Below are 16,853 nucleotides of genomic sequence, written 5' to 3'. Positions count from 1 at the left end.
CCGCGCCACCCCGATCCGGAACGGGATGACGACCATGGCCCACCCCAGCACCACCACCGCCGGGGGCCTCGCCGCCCTCTGCCTGCTCACCGCCTGCGCCGGCTACACCCCCACGCCGCTCCCCGACACCGCCGCCCTCGACGCCGCCGCGTCCGCGGAGCCCGACGCCACCCCTTCCGAGCGGGAGAGCGACACCGGCACGGTCCAGACCAAGTGGGGCCCGCTGTCGGAGCTCGACCGCGACCTCGTCCGCAAGGTACGCCTGGCCAGTCTGTGGGAGATGCCCATGGCGCAGGACGCGATCCAGCGCGGCGAGGCCGCCCGCGTCCGGCAGATCAGCAGGGAGATCGCCGCCCAGCACCACACCCTCGACGGCCAGGTCCGCGACGTGGCGGGCAAGCTGCGGATCACTCTGCCGGTCAAGCCCACGGACCAGCAGCAGGCGTGGATGACCGACATCTCGGGCCGGTCCGGGCAGGCCTACGACGCCACGTACGTCAAGTGGCTGCGCCTGGCGCACGGCCAGATCTTCGGGGTCATCGGCACGGTGCGCGGCACCACCCAGAACACCCTGATCCGCCGCTTCTCCGAGCAGGCCAACGCCGCCGTGCTCAACCACCAGCGCCTCCTGGAGAGCACCGGCCTGACGACCCCCGAGAGCTTCCCCACCCCGCCCTCCTGAACGCACCAACGTGTACAACTGTGTCCATGAAACAGCCCTTCGCGGGTGGCCGGGCCGGCGCCGGCGATCTCGACGCCGTCATCTCGGCCGTGCTCACCGGCTCGCGGCTGCTGGTGGCCATCGCCGCCCGTTCCATGGCCGCGGTCCAGGACCGGGTCACGCTCCCCCAGTTCCGCATGCTGGTGGTGCTGTCCCTGCACGGCGAGACCAAGCTCGTCACCATGGCCGAGCTGCTCGACGTCAACAGCTCCACCGCCATGCGGATGGCCGACCGTCTCTCCGCGGCCGGTCTCGTCACCCGCGAGGTCAACCCGCACAACCGCCGCGAAAGCCTCATGCGGCTCACCTCGGACGGCCGGCAGCTCGTCGAGGACGTGATGGCGCGCCGCCGCGAGGAGATCGCCGGCATCGTCTCCCGCATGACCCCCGAGCAGTCCCGCGCGCTCGTCTCCGCCATGAACGCCTTCACCGAGGCCGGCGGCGAGCGCCTGCCCGGCCCGCGCTACCCGCTCGGCTGGCCCGACGCCCCGTGAGCCGGGCCCGGCGCCCCTTGTGACCGGCCCGGCTCCTCGCGGGACGACGGCAGCGGCTCGACCCACCGGGACCACTGGCGCTGCGCCGGTCAGAGCCAGCCGCGGGACTCGGCGACCCGTACGGCCTCCGCCCGGTTGCGGGCCCCGGTCTTGCCGATCGCGGAGGACAGGTAGTTGCGCACGGTGCCCTCGGTCAGGAACAGGTGGCGGGCCAGCTCGGCGACGGTCGCGCCGCCGGACGCGGCCCGCAGCACCTCGGCCTCGCGCTGGGTGAGCGGGCTCGGCCCGACCGTCAGGGCGGAGAGCGCCAGCTTCGGGTCGATCACGGTCTCCCCGGCCATGACGCGCCGCACGGCCGCGGTCAGCTCGGCCACCGGCGCGTCCTTGACGACGAATCCGGCGACGCCGGCCGCGAGCGCCCGGCCCAGGTAGCCGGGCCTGCCGAACGTCGTGACGATGACCACGCGCTGCCCGCGCAGGCGTTCGGCGACCGTCAGGCCGGACATGCCGGGCATCTCGATGTCGAGCAGGATCACGTCGGGCCGGTGCTCGGCCACCGCGGCCTCGACCTGGTCGCCGCGCCCGACCTCGGCCACCACCTCGATGTCGTCCTCCAGCGACAGCAGCGCGGCGAGGCCGCCCCGGACGAGTTCCTGGTCGTCGGCGACGAGGACGCGGATCATGACGGCTCCACGGGGACGCGGGCGCGCAGCAGGTAGCCGGCGCCGTCCGGCGGCGGGCCGGTCTCCAGGCGCCCGCCCGCCGCGGCGAGGCGTTCGGCCAGCCCGGTCAGGCCGTTCCCCGGGGCGGTGCCGGGGGCCGGGCCGGTCCCGTCGTCGCGTACCTCGACGGTGGCGGCGCCGTCGTCCACGGCGAGGGCGATCCGGCAGCGGCGGGCGCGGCTGTGGCGGACGACGTTCGTGGCGGCCTCGCGTACGGTCCAGGCGAGCAGCGTCTCGGCGGCGGCCGGGATGGGGCCGGCGGCGGGCGAGACCTCCAGGCGGATCCCGGCCAGCGCGAGGCCGCCGGTCGCCCGCCGCAGCTCGTCCGACAGGGCGGGGGCGCGGTAGCCGGCGACGGAGTGGCGCACCTCGTCGAGGGCCCGGCGGGCGGCGCGCTCCACGTCGGCCATGCGGCTCGCGGCCCCCTCGGGGTCGTCGCGGGCGAGCCGGGCGGCGAGCTGGCTGGAGATCGTGATCGAGGTGAGCGTGTGGCCGAGGGTGTCGTGCAGGTCGCGGGCGAAGCGCAGCCGCTCGTTGTCCACGGCGAGCTGCGCCACCTCGGCGCGGGCGGCGGCGAGCCTCGCCAGCAGCTCGCCCATGCCGAGCAGCGCGGAGACCGCGCCCGCCTCGGCGAGGATCACCAGGGGCACCCACCAGATCTGCCCGAGCGGCAGCCCGTACGCCGCCAGCGCGCCGGTCGTGACGGCCGCCGTCGCCGCGAGCGCCGCCGCGAACGCCGCCCCGCGAACGACGGGGGCCAGCGCGCTGACCACGAAGACGAAGCTCACGTACGCCCACGGCGGCCCCAGCACCGGCATGCCGGCCAGCGCCGCGGCGGCCACCCCCGCGGGCCACCACGGCGCGGGCCGGCCCGGCCCGAACACCGCCCACGTCGTACGGATCCAGCACACGACGAGGACCGCGGTCACCGCGACCGCCCACAGCACCCGCCCGGCCCCCGGGGACGCCCACAGGAACGCCCCCAGCGGCCAGGCCAGCAGGGCCAGCCAGGCGGCCGAGCCGGCCCTGGCCGCCGCGCGTCCCCGGCTGAAGTCGAAGTCGTCCACGCTCACGTCGTCCACGCTCACGTCGTCCACGCTCACAGGGCCCGACGGTAACGCCAGAGGGCCAGCGCGACGAAGACCAGCGTCCAGCCGGCGAGCACGGCGAGCGAGAGCCCCGTCGGCGGCCTGCCCTCCAGCGCCCGCCAGCCGAGGGAGCCGACCTGGTAGGTGGGGCTGTACTCGGCCAGGGCCCGCATGCCGGACGGCATGCTCGTGACCGGCACCCACAGCCCGCCGAGCACGGACAGCCCGAAGTAGACGATCATCATGGCGAGGCTCGCGAGCTGGCCGCTGAAGGTGTAGCCGAAGGCCACGCCGAGCGCGGCGAACGGCAGCACACCCGCCCAGACGAGCGGCACCAGGGCCGCCCACGTGCCCGCGGGCAGCCGTACGCCGCCGAGCAGCGCGCCCGCCGCCAGCACGACGAGGATGCTGGGCAGCACCCCGGCGGCGGCGCCGAGCAGCTTGGCGGTCACGTACCCGTGGGCGGGCAGCGGGGTGACGGCGAGCTGCCGCAGCCAGCCGCCGGCCCGCTCCATCGCGATCGCGCCGCCGACGAACATCGCGCCGCCCATCGCCCCGTAGGTGGCCATGGACACCATCGCCTGGGCGGGCGGCGCCACGGTCAGCACCTTGGCCCACAGCAGGAAGAGCAGGAGCGGGAAGACGGTCAGCATGGTCATCCCGACCGGGTTGCGGAGGGCTCGCGCCAGCTCCAGCCGTACGTACGCGCTCATCAGCGCGCTCCTTCCACGAGGTCCGGGCCGGCCGTCAGGCTGACGAAGGCGCTCTCCAGGTCGACGCCCTCGACGCGCACGCCCCGGACGTCGTCGAAGGCGGCGAACAGCGCCCGCAGCGTCGCGTCGGAGTCGGCGGTGCGCAGCGCCACGGTGCCGTTCCCGGCGTGGACGCCGCGCACGCCCGGCAGCGCGCGCAGCCGGGCCAGGTCGGCCTCCCCGCGGACGGCCGCGCTGTCGAAGCGGATCTCTCCCCCTCCGACCAGGGCCTTGATCGCGTCCACCGGGCCGTCGGCGACGACCCGGCCGCGGGCCAGCAGCACGACGCGGTCGGCGTAGGCGTCGGCCTCGGCCAGGTAGTGGGTGGCGAAGACGGTGGTGCCGGCGCGGCTGTTGACCTCGTGCCAGAGGGCGCGGCGGCCGTCGACGTCCAGGCCGGCGGTGGGCTCGTCGAGCACCAGCAACTCGGGGCCGCCGGCCAGGGCGAGGGCGAACCTGACCCGCTGGCGCTGCCCGCCGGACAGCCGGCCGACCCGGCGCTCGGCGAGGTCCGTGATCCCCGCGGCGCGCAGGGTGGCGGCGAGGGGCGGCGGGCGGTCGTACATGGCGGCGACGGCGGCGACCAGCTCGCGCACCCGTACGTCGTCGAGCAGCCCCGCCTCCTGCGGCAGCACGCCGACCCGGCCGGCGCGCAGGGCGTCGGCGGGCGGGAGGCCGAGCAGCGTGGCCCGGCCCGAGGTGGCCGGCAGCAGGCCGAGCGCGACGGCGAGCAGGGTGCTCTTGCCGGCTCCGTTGGGGCCGAGCAGCGCGACCGTCTCCCCTTCCGCCACGGTGAGGTCGACTCCGTCCAGGGCGGTGACGGGGCCGTAGCGTTTGCGTGCGTCGTTCAGTTCCAGCGCGTTCCGCATGGGTCCAGCGTGCGGTGGCGGGGGCCTCGGAGGTAGTGCGGTGCGTCAGCCGCGCCGCCATGACAAACGTCATCGCAGGTAAAGACTGAGGGCGATGTCGTTGCCGGGGAATTACCCAGGTAGGGGGTTAGTTGTACATATCGGACGCGAGATGACATAACTCCGCGTACCGGGCATCGCAAACCTTTTCCTTCTGATGGCTCTCGACGAGGAGCCGTGCGATCGCCCCCCGGCAGCCGCCACATCCGGGCGCTGCCGCCGCCCGTTGCACGACACACCGCCAGGAGCGTATTCCTTCATGTTCGAGCACCGTCTCACGCATGCCCGCACCGCCCTCCGCGCCGCGCTCGGCGCCGCAGTCGCCGCCGGCGCCATCGCCGGCGGAGTCGCCGCCGGCGGCACCGCCGCCCACGCCGACACCGACGTCCGCCCGCCCGCCCGGGCCGCCCAGCACACGCAGGCCGTCCAGGTGACCGCCGAGCAGGTCCTGGCCACGGCCAGGGCGCAGATCGGCACCACCGAGAACGCCGACGGCGGCGGCACCAAGTTCCAGCAGTGGTACACCACCTCGCAGCGCGCCCTGGAGACCGCCGCCCGCGACGGCGGCAGCACCACCTCCTACAAGAACGCCCCCTGGTGCTCGATGTTCGTGTCCTGGGTCGGCGAGCACACCGGCGCCCGCTCGCAGATCGGCTGGGACGCCTACGCCGTCACCCACGCCAAGTGGTTCGAGGCCAACCAGCGCTTCGGCACCGCGCCGAAGCCCGGCGCCGTCGTCTTCTTCTCGTGGAGCGGCAGCAAGGACCTCGACGCCATCGACCACGTCGGCTTCGTCGTCAAGGACAACGGCGACGGCAGCCTGACCACCATCGAGGGCAACACCGGCAACGGCAAGGTCGAGCAGCGGACCCGCCCGACCTCGCAGGTCGTCGGCTACGGCTACCCGGTCTACGCCTCCTGAGGCGTCCGGGCGGCGGCGGCCGTCCGCGCGAGCAACGCGCCGGAGAGCACGACCAGGCCGCCCGCCACCTGCGCCGGACCGAGCGTCTCCCCCGCCAGCGCCCAGGCGGCCAGCGCGCCGGCGATGACCTCCAGCGAGGCGACCGTGGCGCCGACGGCGGCCGACAGGCGGCGCACGGCGTGCACGCCCAGCACGTACGCCACCGCCGTCGCGACCACCACCAGCCCCGCGTACGCCGCGGCCACCGGCAGCGGCAGGCCGCCGGGGCCGGGCGTGGCGGAACGGGTGAAGACCTCCCAGGGGATGCCCCAGGGCCGGGCGAGCGGCAGCAGCACCACCGCCGCCCCGGTCATCCCCCACGCGACCAGGCCCAAGGGGTCCACCTCGCCGCCGGAGCCCTCGTTCATCAGGAAGTAGCCGGCGGAGCAGGCGGCGGCCAGCAGCCCGAGCAGCAGGCCGATCCCGTCCATCCGCGTCTCACGCCAGACCTCGGCGACGATCCCGAGACCGGCCAGCGCGACCAGCGCCCCCGCGTACGCGGCGGGCGCTGGTCGCGTTTTCCTGACCAGCCGCGCCCACGCCACCACGAGCACCGGCGCCAGGTAGACCAGCAGCAGCGCGATCCCGACCGGCAGCCGGGTGATCGCGGCGAAGTACAGCGACTGCACCCCCGCCACCGCCGTGACCGCGTACAGCGCGACGAACGGCAGGCGGACGCGGCGGATCCGCAGCGCGTGCGGCCTGGCCACGGCGAGGACGGCCACCATCAGCAGCCCCGCGCCGGCCAGCCGGGTCCACACGGCCTCGAACGGCGTCAGCCCGGCGGCGATGAGATATTTGGCCAGCGGCCCCGAGAACGCGAAGCAGCCCGCCGCCCCCAACGCCAGGGCGAGTCCCGCCCCCCTCCTCACGGCCCGTCGCCCGCCTTCGTGCCGCCCCTGAGATCGGAAGGGGCGGCCGCGGCGTTGGGAGAGGCCGACCCGGGGTCGGGAGAGGCGGACCCGGGGTCGGGAGGGGCAGCCCCGGGGTCGAGGCAGGCGTCGCGGTTCGTGACGAGCACCTGCCGGAGCAGCGCGGCGGTGCGCGACTCGGACGCCGACGGGCCGGCCGAGCGGGCGAGGTCGGCCACGATGTTGAGCGCCGCGTGCGCGCGGAAGCGGACGCGGGCCGGCTCCTCCCCCGGGCGCAGCTCGGCGAGCAGTCCGGTCCAGGTGTCGACGTGCCGCCGCTGGGCGGCGCGCAGCCGCCGCAGGTCGGCCGGGGGAAGGTTCTCGCCCTCCGTGAGGTAGACCGCGGTGAGGTCGGCCTGGTCGAAGGTGTAGGCGACGTAGGTGTCGATCAGCCGGGACAGGGCCTCGGCGGGCGTGCCCGCGCCGGACAGCGCGGCCGCCGTCAGGTGCTCCAGGCGGCTGGTGGCGCGGTAGTAGGCGGCGGCGAGCAGCTCGGCCTTGCCGGTGAAGTGCGTGTAGACGCTGGAGGCGTTGATGCCGGCGGCCTGGCCGATGTCGGCGATGCTGACCTGGTGGTAGCCGCGCTCGTCGAAGAGCCTGATGGCCTCGGCGAGCAGCCGCTCGCGGCGGGGCAGCAGCGCGAACCTCCCGGAGCCCTCTGACCCCCCGGAGCCCTCTGACCGCCCGAAGCCTTCGGACCGGGCGCCGGGCGGGCGGTCCGGGGCGGGCAGGTCGGCGGCGAGGACCGCGGCGACGCAGCTGAGGACGGTCTGCTCGGCCTTGGCCCTGGGCAGGCTCGCCCGGTGCGTGGCGGGGCTCGCGACCACGCTCAGCGCGGCCGAGGTGAGCAGCGCGGCGTCGCGCCGGCCCAGCTCGGGCCGCACCCCCAGCAGCAGCTCGCGCAGGGCGCGCACGGAGCGGTCGAACGACGCGGCCGGCTCCGCCTGGAGTCCGGGGTCGAGATGGCGGGCCTCCCACTGGTAGAGCCGGGCCACGCCGCGCCGGTCGAGGGTGTAGCGGACCAGCGCCCGCAGCGCGGCGTGCAGGCGTTCGCCGGGCGTCGCGGCGCCGGCGCCGGCGGCGACGCACTCGGCGAAGCGGGTGACCAGCTCCTCGACGGCGGCGGCGAGCACGGCCTGCTTGTTCGGGAAGTGCCGGTAGATGGCCGGGCCGGTGATGCCGACCTCCTGGGCGATGTCCTCGATGCCGACGTTGTGGTAGCCGCGGGCGCAGAACAGCTCGGCGGCGACGAGGGCGATCGCCTCCTTGCGGTCCTTGGGGCGGGCGCGCTGACTTGTCGGCATGACCCGAGTGTAGCGATCGCGTGGTGATCCGGAAATCGCCTCCTCCCCTCAGAATGCATCCGTCCGACCTGCATCGACGTGACCGCAAGTAAGTCGTGATTCGGATGTATTGACACCAGAACGATGTTCGGGCTTCGATGGAGGCGCTCGGGGTCGGCGGAGGGAGAAAAAGGATGATCACAGAGGCGGACGTGCGGGCCGCGCTGGGTACGCACACGGTTCCTGGGCTGCTACGGCGCAACGCCGAGGAGCACGGCGACCTGCCCGCCCTGACCGGGACCGACGGAAGCACGCTGACGTGGCGGGAACTGCGCGAGCGGGTACTGTCCGTGGCGAGCGGGCTGAGCGCGCTGGGCCTGCGGAACGGCGAGCGGCTGCTCATCGGCATGTCGAGCCGTCCTGAGCACTGGATCGCCGACCTCGCCGCGGTCGAGCTGGGCGCGATCCCGTGCACCACGTACGCGACGTTGAGCCCGGAGCAGATCCGCCAGGTCGCGCTGCACAGCGCGGCCACCGTGGTGGTGCTGGAGGGCCCGGCCGAGCTGGAGCGGTGGGCGCCCGCGCTGGCCGCGATGCCCGGGCTCAAGGGCGTCGTGGTCGTCGAGGACGCCGGCGACTCCGGCCACACGCGCTTCGCCGACCTGCTGGCCGCCCCGGGCGACGCGGTGCCGTCCGCGAACGCCGCCCAGGACGACCCGGTGACGATGATCTACACCTCGGGGACGACCGGCGACCCGAAGGGCGTGGTGCTCTCGCACCTCAACGTGCTCTACCAGTGCGCGCTCCAGGAGCTGGTCCAGCCCACGCCCGCGAACCCGCGGACGGTCGCGTACCTGCCGCTCGCGCACATCGCCGAGCGGGTGCTCGGCATCTACCTGCCCATCTACACCGCGGGCCACGTGACGATCTGCGCCGACTCCACGAAGCTGCTGCCCACGCTGATCGCGGTGCGTCCGCAGGCGTTCTTCGGCGTGCCGCGCGTGTGGGAGAAGTTCGCCGCCGGGCTGCAGCAGATGCTCGCCGCCCTGGACAGCGACGCGCTCCGCGAGGCGCGCGAGCTGGCGGCCGAGGCGTACCGGATCCGCGGCGCCGGCGGCGAGCCGCCCGCCGACCTGGCCGGGGAGCTGGAGCGCGCGGACCGGGAGGTGCTGCGGCCGCTGCGCGAGCGCATCGGGCTCGCCGAGGCGGTCCGGCTGGGCAGCGGCGCGGCGCCCATCCCCGCCGAGGTGCTGGAGTTCTTCGGCAGCCTCGGCATGACGATCATGGAGGTGTGGGGGCTCAGCGAGACCACCGGCTCGGCCACCAGCACCTTCCGCGACGACTACCGGGCCGGCACGGTCGGCCGCCCGATGCCGGGCATGGAGATCAAGCTCGCCGACGACGGCGAGATCCTGGTCCGCGGGCCGCTGGTGTTCCTCGGCTACCTCCAGCCCGACGGGCAGGTCAAGCCCGCGGTGGACGCCGACGGCTGGCTCGCGACCGGCGACATCGGCGCCTACGACGACAATGGGCTGCTGAAGATCATCGACCGCAAGAAGGAGATGATCATCACCTCGCACGGCAAGAACATCGCGCCGAGCGCGGTCGAGTCGCTGCTGCGCGCGCACCCGCTGATCGGGTACGCCGTCGTGGTCGGCGACCGGCGGCCGTACCTGACGGCGCTGATCATGCTGGACGAGGAGGCCGCGCCCGTCTGGGCCAAGGCGCGGGGCATCGCCGCGACCGAGCTGAAGGAGCTCGCCGCCGACCCGCAGGTGCTGGCGGAGCTGGCCGAGGGCGTCGAGCGGGCGAACGCGGCGCTGTCGCGGCCCGAGCAGGTGAAGGCGTACCGCGTGCTCGACCACGCCTGGAGCCCGGCGAGCGGGGAGCTCACCCCGTCGCTGAAGCTGCGGCGGCGGGTCATCGAGCAGCGCTACGCCGAGGTGATCGAAGAGCTCTACAGGGGAGGATCTGGGGCGTGACCCTGACCGACGAGCGGCGCGACTTCGTGGCCGCCATCGAGGACTTCTGCCGCCGCGAGGCCGGCACCCGCGAGCAGTGGCTCAAGCTGACCGACGGCGGCGCCGAGCCGCACCACGACGGCCTCTACCGGAAGATGGGCGAGCTCGGCTGGCTGGGCGTCGCAGTCCCGCAGGAGTACGGCGGCGCCGGCCAGAGCATGGTGGACCTGCTGCTGTTCCTGGAGACCACCGCCTACTGGCAGGTGCCGATCGGCGGGTTCGCCACGTCCGCGATCACCGCCGCCTCCTACGAGCGGTTCGGCAGCGAGGAGCAGAAACACCGGGTGCTCGGCGGCTTCCTGCGCGGCGAGGTCCTGGCGGTGTCGATGTCGGAGCCCGGCGCGGGGTCGGACGTCGCGGCGCTGACCTGCCGGGCCGAGCGGCGCGACGGCGGCTGGGTGGTCAACGGCCAGAAGACGTGGTGCTCCAACGCGCACATCGCGGAGCACATCCTGCTCGTCGCCCGCACGTCCACGGAGGGCGGCAAGCACGACGGGCTCACCATGTTCTCCGTCCCGGCGGGCGTCGAGGGCCTGACCGTGCGCGGCATCGAGACGATGGGCGGCCGCGAGGTCAACGACCTCTACTTCACCGACTGCCGGCTGCCCGAGGACGCGGTGGTGGGCGAGGTCGGGTCGGCGTGGCGGCAGCTCATGTCCGGGCTCAACCTGGAGCGCATGATCCTCGCCGGGCTGATGCTCGGCGCCGCGCGCCGGGTGTTCGACGACACGGTGGCGTACGTGCGCGAGCGGCAGCAGTTCGGCCGCCCGGTCGGCAGCTTCCAGGCGCTGCGGCACCGGCTCGCCGACCACGCCACCGAGCTGGAGTGCACGCGGCTGCTGGTGCACGACGTGGCGCGGCGGATCGAGGCCGACCCGGAGCGGCAGCTCCCGCGCGAGGCGTCGATGGCCAAGCTGAAGGCGACGGAGCTGGCCAAGGCGCTGGCGCTGGACGGCATGCAGATGATGGGCGGCTACGGCTACGCCACGGAGTACGGCATGGAACGCCTGCTGCGCTCCACGGTGGTGTCCACGGTGTACGGGGGCACGAGCGAGATCCAGCGCGACATCATCGGCAAGTCGTACGGGCTCTGACCGCCCGGCCCGGTCCGCCGGGCTGGCACAAAAATGGCACAAAGAGGGTCCGACAGCGGTAAGTCCATGCATGTCCCGTCACTAGGGTGAAAACTCAGCAGGTGATCGCGGACGGGGCAGGTTCGGCATGGAACGGGAGGACTCGCCGTACCCGATGCTGGTCGTCGGCGCCTCGGGCGCCGTCGAGCGGGCGAACGCGGCCGCCCGCGCGCTGCTCGGCGGCGCGCGGGACGTTCCGGCGTGGCTGGCGCGGGCGCACGGCGAGCACGCCGCCGGGCCTGTCACGGGGCCGGTGGGCGAGCGGGTCTTCGAGGCGCATCCCGTCCGCGACGACGGCGCGGGCCGCGTCGAGTGGTGGCTGGTGGACGTCACAGAACGGCACAGGGCAGGCGAGGCCGTGCGGGCCGAGCGCGACGCGCTGGCCGCCGCGGTGGAGGTGTCCAGCGAGCTGCTGGCCACGCTCAACCTGGACCGCTGCCTGGAAGCGGTCGCCCGGCTGGCGGTACGGCACCTCGCCGTGGCCGCCAGGGTCGTCCTGCCGCGCGCCGGGCACCGGCACGTGGTCACCTGCTGCGAGGCGGGCGACGGCACCGCGCACCTGGACCTGACCCGCGAGGCGGGCACCATGCCCGGATTGTCCGAGGCGCTGCGGGGCTTCCCGCCGGTGCCGCCCCGCTGGCTGGACCCCGCCACGGCTCCCGCATGGGTGACGCGCGGCGCGCCCGCCGGGATCGGCTCGATCGTGGTGCTCGCGCTCCCCGGGTACGGGTTGCCCGCGGGCGCGCTGATCCTCCTGCGCCGCTCGGAACATCACGGTTTCACCCCGTCCGAGGCGCTGTTCGCGCCGCTGTTCACCGCCCGCGCGGGCACCGCGATCTCGATCGCCCGCCTGTACGCCGAGCAGGCCGCCATCACCGAGACGCTGATGGCCGACCTGCTGCCGCCCGTGATGACGCACGTGGACGGCGTGGAGGTGGCCGCCCGCTACCGCGCGGCCGGCGACAGCGCGCAGGTCGGCGGGGACTTCTACGACGTGCACGCGGTCGCCGGCGCCGGCCGCCGGTCCCTGGTGGTGCTCGGCGACGTGTCCGGCAAGGGGCTGGAGGCGGCGGTGCTCACCGGCAAGATCCGCAACACGCTGCGCGCCCTGCTGCCGCTCTCCGACGACCACCAGCGGGTGCTGAACCGGCTCAACGACGTGCTGCTCGCCGCCGACGGCTCCCGCTTCGTCACGCTCGTGCTGGCCGGGGTCGAACGACGCGGCGGCCGGGTCGTGCTCCGGCTGACCAGCGCCGGCCATCCGCCGCCGATGATCGTCCGTTTCGACGGGCGGGTGCAGGTGGCCCGTACCAGGGGGACGTTGATCGGGCTGCTGGAGCACGTCACCAGCGTCACCGAGGAGGTGCTGCTGGAGCCCGGCGACACCTGCCTGCTCTACAGCGACGGCGTCATCGAGGCGCGGGGCGGGCCGTTCGGCGGCGAGCTGTTCGGCGAGGAACGGCTGGAGGCGGAGCTGCGGCGCTGCGCCGGCATGCCGGCCGACTCCCTGGCGGAGCGGGTGCAGATGCTCGCCTCGCAGTGGGCGGGCGGCGGCGAGCGCGACGACCTCGCGATCGTCGCCATCGGCGTGCCGCGCGAACAGTCCAGGAACGGAGCGGTCCCGTGAACGACGACGTCAGGCGGTGCGCGGAGGCGCTGTGGCAGGCGGCGACGGCCGGCGACGAGTACGCCGCGATCGAGGTCGCCGTGTCCGCGCTCGACAGCGGCCTGCCCGCCGAGAGCCTGATCCTGGACGTCGTCGCCGCCGTGCAGGCGCGGATCGGCCTGGAGTGGGCGCACAACCGGCTATCGGTCGCTCAGGAGCACACGGCGACCGCGGTCAACGAGAGCGTGCTCGTCGTGTCGGCCCACCACGCGGCGGCCGGGCTGCGCGGTCCCGAGCAGGCGAAGGGGCGGATCTGCCTGGCGTGCGTGGAGGGCGAGTGGCACACGTTCCCCCTCCGGCTGCTGGCCGAGGTGCTACGGCTGCGCGGCTGGCGGGTCGACTACCTGGGCGCGAACGTGCCCACCTCGGCCCTCGTCGTGCACCTGCACAGGACCGGGCCCAGCGCGGTCGCCCTGTCCGCCTCGATCGCGACCCACCTGCCGGCCGCGCACGCGGCGATCACGGCGTGCCGGGCGGCGTCCACGCCGGTGCTCGCCGGCGGCCCCGCGTTCGGCCCGGACGGCCGCTACGCGCGCCGGTTCGGCGCCGACGCCTGGGCGCCGGACGCCCGCGCCGCCGCCGACCTGCTCGACCACGGCCTGCCCCGTCGCGACGGACCCGGCCGCGGCCACCAGGCCGACCTCGAGTACGCCGTGCTCGATCTCCGCACGCCGGACCTGGTCAGGGCCGTCATGGACGAGCTGGACCGGCACGCCGGGGAAACGGGGCCGCACGGCGACACGGCCGAGGACGCCGCCTCGATCGTCGGCTTCCTCAAGGCCGCCGTCTACGTCGGCGACCCGGGGCTGTTCGCCTCCTTCGCCGGCTGGATGGCGGAGCTGCTCGGGGCGCGCGGCATGCCCGCCCCCGCCCTGCCGGCCGCGCTGGACGCCCTGGCGGACGGCCTGCCCGACCTGCCGCACGCCCGCGCGATGCTGCGCGTCTAGCGTGCGCGGGGAGGACCCCGGCGCGGCGATGCCGTACGGGTATCGCTGGATGCGGAAATGCACTTGGACGGGAATCATCCCTCGTCCTTAGCCTGAAGGCGTCACGTCCCCCGCGCCCAAGGAAGCATGAGCATGCCCCGTTACTCGCCGCAGGAGCTCGCCGCCCGTCTCGGGAGCGGCCTGTTGTCGTTCCCCGTCACGCACTTCACCCCCGACCTGTGCTTCGACGAGGCGGGCTACCGCGACCACCTGTCCTGGCTGAGCGAGCACCCGGTGGCCGGGCTGTTCGCGGCGGGCGGCACCGGCGAGGGCTTCTCGCTGACCGGCGAGGAGATCGACCGGGTCGTGCGCGCGGCGGTCGGCGAGGTCGGCGGCCGGGTGCCGGTCATCGCGCCGGCCACCGGCGGCACCGCCACCGCCGTCGCCCAGGCGCGCGCCGCCGAGGCCGCGGGCGCCGACGGGCTGCTGCTGCTGCCGCCCTACCTCACGGAGGCCGGCCAGGACGGGCTGGTCGAGCACGTGTCGGCGGTCTGCGCCGCCACCGGGCTCGGCGTGATCGTCTACAGCCGGGCCAACGCGGTGCTCACTGACCGCAGCGTCGAACGGCTGGCGGCGCGCAACCCGACGTTCGTCGGCCTCAAGGACGGCGTCGGCGACATCGAGAACCTCACCCGCGTCTACGCCGCCGTGGGCGAGCGCCTGACCTACATCGGCGGCCTGCCCACGGCCGAGACGTTCGCGCTGCCGCTGCTGCAGCTCGGCGTCACCACGTACTCCTCGGCGATCTTCAACTTCCTGCCGCGGTTCGCGCTCGGCTTCTACGCCGACGTCCGCGCGCGGGACCACGCGGCGGTCTATCGGCGCATCCGCGAGTTCATCGTGCCGTACCTGGACATCCGGGACCGGACGAAGGGGTACGCGGTCTCGATCGTCAAGGCCGGCCTGGCCGCCGTCGGCCGCCCCGCCGGCCCGGTCCGGCCGCCGCTGCAGAACCTCACCGAGGCCGAGCTCGCGGAGCTGACCCGGCTCGTCGGCACGGGCGTTCAGCGGTAGTAGCCCTCGACGGGGACGCGGGCCTCGTCGAGGAGCGCCGGGCCCTCCTGCGGCACCTGCGGCCAGGCGGCGCCGCCCGGCTTGAGCTCGCCGAGCTGCCCCTCCGAGAGGGCGTACACGACGCGCCCGAGTCCGCTGCGCTGGATCGCCCCCGCGCACATGCCGCACGGCTGGCAGCTCGTGAACATCGTGGTGGCGGCGGCGGTCGCCGGGTCGAGCTCGCGGGCCGCCCAGACGGCCAGCTTCAGCTCCGGGTGCGCGCTGATGTCGCGGCCGGTGACGGTGGTGTTGCGCTCCTCGGCCAGCACGCGCCCCCCGGCGTCGGCCAGCAGCGAGCCGAACGGCGGGTCGCCCGCCGCGCGGGCCTCGGCGGCCAGCTCGATCGCCCGGCGCAGCAACGTTTCCTCGTCCGGTGTCATGATCTCTCCTTCGCGGTGTTGAGGTCGGTGGGAAGGTCGGTGTGGAGGTCGGTGTGGGCGGCGACGTCGGCGAGCATGCGCCACTTCGCCGCCGGGCGCAGGGTCTCGTCAGGGTCGCCGTCGAACGGGTCGAGGACGACCGTGTCGGCGCCGAGCCGGTCGAGCTCGGCGAGGTCGGCGGTCACCTGGTCGATCGTGCCCTCGCCGGCGCGCCGGTCCGGCGAGGTGACGGGCGTGGCGGTGATCCGCAGGTGGATGCGCGGGGCGAAGGCGGGCACGGGCCGGTGGCCGGCGATCGTCCGCATCCGCTCCACCGCCTCGCGCAGCCAGGGCAGGGTGGCGCGCAGCGGGTGCCAGGCGTCGCCGAGCCGGACGGCCCGGCGGATGCCGGCGTCGCTGTTGCCGCCGATCCACAGCGGCAGCGGCCCCGCCCGGTAGTCCTCGGTGTCCTCGCGGGCGGCGCGCAGGGTCTTCAGCACCTCGTCGGTCAGCTCGCCGCGCCGCTCGAACGGCACCCCGAGCGCGGCGAACTCCTGCCGCGCCCATCCTGAGGCCACGCCGAGGACCAGCCGGCCGCCGCTCAGCCGGTTGAGGTTGGCCGCCATGCGGGCGGTCAGCAGCGGGTGCCGGTAGGGCGCGATGAGCACGGTCGTGCCGAGCCGGATCCGGCCGGTGACGCCGGCCAGCCAGGAGAGGGTGGTGAACGGCTCGTAGAACGGCGCGGGATACTGCGCGGCGACGTCCTGCGTCACCACGACGTGGTCGGAGACCATCAGCAGGTCGAAGCCGAGGCCCTCGACGGTCTGCGCCCACGCGCGCAGGACGCCCGGGTCGGTGCCGGGGCCGAAGTTGGGAACGTTGACGCCTAGTCGCACCGGTTCAGGCTATCCAGGCGACCGAGGCCGGAGTAAGGGATTCTTTCCGGCGTGAACGGCGATCGGCCGGGATTTTGCCGGTAGATTGGTCGAATGACCGAGAACATCGATGCGACCGACTGGGCGATCCTGGCCGAGCTGCAGCGGGACGGGCGGATGCCGTTCACCGAGCTGGGGCGGCGGGTGCGGCTCAGCTCCTCGGCGACCACCGAGCGGGTGCGCCGGCTGGAGTCGCTGGGCGTCATCACCGGCTACCGCGCCGAGGTGGACCTGGAGAAGGCCGGGTTCGCGGTGCTGGCCGTGGTGCGGCTGAAGTATCCGGGCAACCGGCACGAGCCCCTGCACCGGCTGCTCGCCGAGCGGACGGAGATCCTGGAGTGCCTGCGCACCACCGGCGACGACTGCTACACGCTGAAGGTCGCGGCGTCCTCCATGCGGCACCTGGAGCGGCTGGTGGGCGAGCTCGCCGAGCTCGGCAGCACGACCACCAGCGTCGTCTACAGCCAGCCCCTGCCCTACCGGGGGCCGCGGCCCGCTTCCTAGCCCGTCCCCCAGATGGGCCGTCCGGGGTCGGCAGGGGGCAGCTCGGCCAGGATCTCCGCGATGGTCTCCCAGTCGGCCACCTGGACGACGTCCGCCATGAGCCGCAGCCGCTCGGCGATCTCGTGGTGGGCGTCGAGCCACTCCTCGACGCCCGCCATGACCTGGCCGGTGACCGCCTCGTAGCCGCCGGCGCCGCCCTGGCCCTTGGCGAAGGTGGCGCCGAGCTTGTCCTCGCCCCAGAAGGCGCCGATGGCGTTCAGCTCGCCGGCCGCGTGGCGGACGAACTCCCCCAAGGTCTCCCGTTCCAGGTCGTAGGCGTCGGCGGCGGAGCGGAGCCGGCGCTTGTGGATCTCCAT

At 74.5% G+C, this 16,853-nt stretch carries 18 protein-coding genes; 9 read left to right on the top strand and 9 right to left on the bottom strand.

Features of this window, described 5'->3' with window-relative positions:
• The first annotated feature begins 25 nt into the window (after positions 1-25).
• Together Nocox_RS17010 and Nocox_RS17005 are read left to right on the top strand one after the other, a co-directional pair.
• Positions 26-682, top strand: coding sequence for a DUF4142 domain-containing protein (locus tag Nocox_RS17010; protein WP_020547787.1), 657 nt, complete (start codon positions 26-28; stop codon positions 680-682).
• 26 nt (positions 683-708) lie between these two features.
• Positions 709-1,215, top strand: a complete 507-nt coding sequence (locus tag Nocox_RS17005) for a MarR family winged helix-turn-helix transcriptional regulator (protein WP_020547788.1) — start codon at positions 709-711, stop codon at positions 1,213-1,215.
• A gap of 89 nt (positions 1,216-1,304) precedes the next feature.
• Here Nocox_RS17005 and Nocox_RS17000 read toward each other — a convergent pair whose 3' ends face one another.
• Genes Nocox_RS17000 through Nocox_RS16985 form a run of 4 tightly spaced genes read right to left on the bottom strand, consistent with a single transcriptional unit; the run spans position 1,305 to position 4,646 of the window.
• Entirely contained in the window at positions 1,305-1,898 is a 594-nt protein-coding gene (locus tag Nocox_RS17000; protein ID WP_020547789.1) for a response regulator transcription factor, read from the bottom strand.
• Positions 1,895-3,040: a sensor histidine kinase gene (locus tag Nocox_RS16995; RefSeq protein ID WP_157383532.1), complete on the bottom strand. Its 1,146-nt coding sequence runs from the start codon at positions 3,038-3,040 to the stop codon at positions 1,895-1,897. The genes Nocox_RS17000 and Nocox_RS16995 overlap by 4 nt, the downstream gene beginning before the upstream one ends.
• Positions 3,037-3,738 (bottom strand): ABC transporter permease, encoded by a 702-nt coding sequence (locus Nocox_RS16990; RefSeq protein ID WP_020547791.1) that lies wholly within the window; start codon positions 3,736-3,738, stop codon positions 3,037-3,039. Before Nocox_RS16990 ends, Nocox_RS16995 begins: the two co-directional genes overlap by 4 nt.
• Positions 3,738-4,646: an ABC transporter ATP-binding protein gene (locus Nocox_RS16985; RefSeq protein WP_020547792.1), complete on the bottom strand. Its 909-nt coding sequence runs from the start codon at positions 4,644-4,646 to the stop codon at positions 3,738-3,740. The genes Nocox_RS16990 and Nocox_RS16985 overlap by 1 nt, the downstream gene beginning before the upstream one ends.
• 298 nt (positions 4,647-4,944) lie before the next feature.
• Here Nocox_RS16985 and Nocox_RS16980 point away from each other — a divergent pair, with 298 nt between their 5' ends.
• Positions 4,945-5,607 carry a CHAP domain-containing protein gene (locus Nocox_RS16980; protein ID WP_020547793.1) on the top strand — a complete coding sequence of 221 codons (663 nt, stop codon included), beginning with the start codon at positions 4,945-4,947 and terminating at the stop codon, positions 5,605-5,607.
• On the opposite strand, the gene Nocox_RS16975 is transcribed toward Nocox_RS16980, so the two are convergent.
• The gene (locus Nocox_RS16975) at positions 5,595-6,518 is read right to left on the bottom strand and encodes an EamA family transporter (RefSeq protein WP_033411575.1); all 924 of its coding nucleotides are present in this window, start codon (positions 6,516-6,518) and stop codon (positions 5,595-5,597) included. The genes Nocox_RS16980 and Nocox_RS16975 overlap by 13 nt on opposite strands.
• The gene (locus tag Nocox_RS16970; protein ID WP_020547795.1) at positions 6,515-7,861 is read right to left on the bottom strand and encodes a TetR/AcrR family transcriptional regulator; all 1,347 of its coding nucleotides are present in this window, start codon (positions 7,859-7,861) and stop codon (positions 6,515-6,517) included. The genes Nocox_RS16975 and Nocox_RS16970 overlap by 4 nt, the downstream gene beginning before the upstream one ends.
• Positions 7,862-8,034: 173 nt before the next feature.
• Between Nocox_RS16970 and Nocox_RS16965 the strand changes: the two genes are divergently transcribed.
• The 5 genes from Nocox_RS16965 (at position 8,035) to kdgD (ending at position 14,660) form a co-directional block, all read left to right on the top strand.
• Positions 8,035-9,822, top strand: a complete 1,788-nt coding sequence (locus Nocox_RS16965) for an AMP-dependent synthetase/ligase (protein WP_020547796.1) — start codon at positions 8,035-8,037, stop codon at positions 9,820-9,822.
• Positions 9,819-10,955, top strand: coding sequence for an acyl-CoA dehydrogenase family protein (locus Nocox_RS16960; RefSeq protein WP_020547797.1), 1,137 nt, complete (start codon positions 9,819-9,821; stop codon positions 10,953-10,955). Before Nocox_RS16965 ends, Nocox_RS16960 begins: the two co-directional genes overlap by 4 nt.
• A 127-nt stretch (positions 10,956-11,082) precedes the next feature.
• Positions 11,083-12,621 (top strand): PP2C family protein-serine/threonine phosphatase, encoded by a 1,539-nt coding sequence (locus Nocox_RS16955; protein ID WP_020547798.1) that lies wholly within the window; start codon positions 11,083-11,085, stop codon positions 12,619-12,621.
• The gene (locus Nocox_RS16950) at positions 12,618-13,607 is read left to right on the top strand and encodes a cobalamin B12-binding domain-containing protein (RefSeq protein ID WP_020547799.1); all 990 of its coding nucleotides are present in this window, start codon (positions 12,618-12,620) and stop codon (positions 13,605-13,607) included. The genes Nocox_RS16955 and Nocox_RS16950 overlap by 4 nt, the downstream gene beginning before the upstream one ends.
• Before the next feature lie 126 nt (positions 13,608-13,733).
• A complete protein-coding gene (gene kdgD / locus Nocox_RS16945) occupies positions 13,734-14,660 on the top strand; it encodes a 5-dehydro-4-deoxyglucarate dehydratase (protein ID WP_246649803.1) in 927 nt (308 codons plus the stop codon).
• Here the strand turns inward: kdgD and Nocox_RS16940 are convergent.
• Both Nocox_RS16940 and Nocox_RS16935 read right to left on the bottom strand, forming a co-directional pair.
• The gene (locus Nocox_RS16940) at positions 14,651-15,079 is read right to left on the bottom strand and encodes a nucleoside deaminase (RefSeq protein ID WP_026215286.1); all 429 of its coding nucleotides are present in this window, start codon (positions 15,077-15,079) and stop codon (positions 14,651-14,653) included. The two genes, kdgD and Nocox_RS16940, sit on opposite strands and share 10 nt — an antisense overlap.
• Positions 15,076-15,954 (bottom strand): LLM class flavin-dependent oxidoreductase, encoded by an 879-nt coding sequence (locus Nocox_RS16935; protein WP_020547802.1) that lies wholly within the window; start codon positions 15,952-15,954, stop codon positions 15,076-15,078. Before Nocox_RS16935 ends, Nocox_RS16940 begins: the two co-directional genes overlap by 4 nt.
• Before the next feature lie 93 nt (positions 15,955-16,047).
• Here Nocox_RS16935 and Nocox_RS16930 point away from each other — a divergent pair, with 93 nt between their 5' ends.
• Positions 16,048-16,497: an Lrp/AsnC family transcriptional regulator gene (locus Nocox_RS16930; RefSeq protein WP_020547803.1), complete on the top strand. Its 450-nt coding sequence runs from the start codon at positions 16,048-16,050 to the stop codon at positions 16,495-16,497.
• On the opposite strand, the gene Nocox_RS16925 is transcribed toward Nocox_RS16930, so the two are convergent.
• Positions 16,494-16,853 carry a hypothetical protein gene (locus tag Nocox_RS16925; RefSeq protein WP_020547804.1) on the bottom strand — a complete coding sequence of 120 codons (360 nt, stop codon included), beginning with the start codon at positions 16,851-16,853 and terminating at the stop codon, positions 16,494-16,496. The genes Nocox_RS16930 and Nocox_RS16925 overlap by 4 nt on opposite strands.

The organism is Nonomuraea coxensis DSM 45129, assembly GCF_019397265.1.
GTDB lineage: Bacteria > Actinomycetota > Actinomycetes > Streptosporangiales > Streptosporangiaceae > Nonomuraea > Nonomuraea coxensis.
Note: the sequence above shows the minus strand (reverse complement) of the source record. Positions and strands in the feature narration are given on the sequence as shown.

Coding starts and splice junctions, on each gene's coding strand:
- Nocox_RS16965 (WP_020547796.1), top strand. CDS start 8,035: ATGATCACAGAGGCGGACGTGCGGGCCGCGCTGGGTACGCACACGGTT.
- Nocox_RS16980 (WP_020547793.1), top strand. CDS start 4,945: ATGTTCGAGCACCGTCTCACGCATGCCCGCACCGCCCTCCGCGCCGCG.
- Nocox_RS17010 (WP_020547787.1), top strand. CDS start 26: ATGACGACCATGGCCCACCCCAGCACCACCACCGCCGGGGGCCTCGCC.
- kdgD (WP_246649803.1), top strand. CDS start 13,734: ATGAGCATGCCCCGTTACTCGCCGCAGGAGCTCGCCGCCCGTCTCGGG.
- Nocox_RS16990 (WP_020547791.1), bottom strand. CDS start 3,738: ATGAGCGCGTACGTACGGCTGGAGCTGGCGCGAGCCCTCCGCAACCCG.
- Nocox_RS16930 (WP_020547803.1), top strand. CDS start 16,048: ATGACCGAGAACATCGATGCGACCGACTGGGCGATCCTGGCCGAGCTG.
- Nocox_RS16940 (WP_026215286.1), bottom strand. CDS start 15,079: ATGACACCGGACGAGGAAACGTTGCTGCGCCGGGCGATCGAGCTGGCC.
- Nocox_RS17000 (WP_020547789.1), bottom strand. CDS start 1,898: ATGATCCGCGTCCTCGTCGCCGACGACCAGGAACTCGTCCGGGGCGGC.
- Nocox_RS16925 (WP_020547804.1), bottom strand. CDS start 16,853: ATGGAGATCCACAAGCGCCGGCTCCGCTCCGCCGCCGACGCCTACGAC.
- Nocox_RS16985 (WP_020547792.1), bottom strand. CDS start 4,646: ATGCGGAACGCGCTGGAACTGAACGACGCACGCAAACGCTACGGCCCC.
- Nocox_RS17005 (WP_020547788.1), top strand. CDS start 709: ATGAAACAGCCCTTCGCGGGTGGCCGGGCCGGCGCCGGCGATCTCGAC.
- Nocox_RS16970 (WP_020547795.1), bottom strand. CDS start 7,861: ATGCCGACAAGTCAGCGCGCCCGCCCCAAGGACCGCAAGGAGGCGATC.
- Nocox_RS16955 (WP_020547798.1), top strand. CDS start 11,083: ATGGAACGGGAGGACTCGCCGTACCCGATGCTGGTCGTCGGCGCCTCG.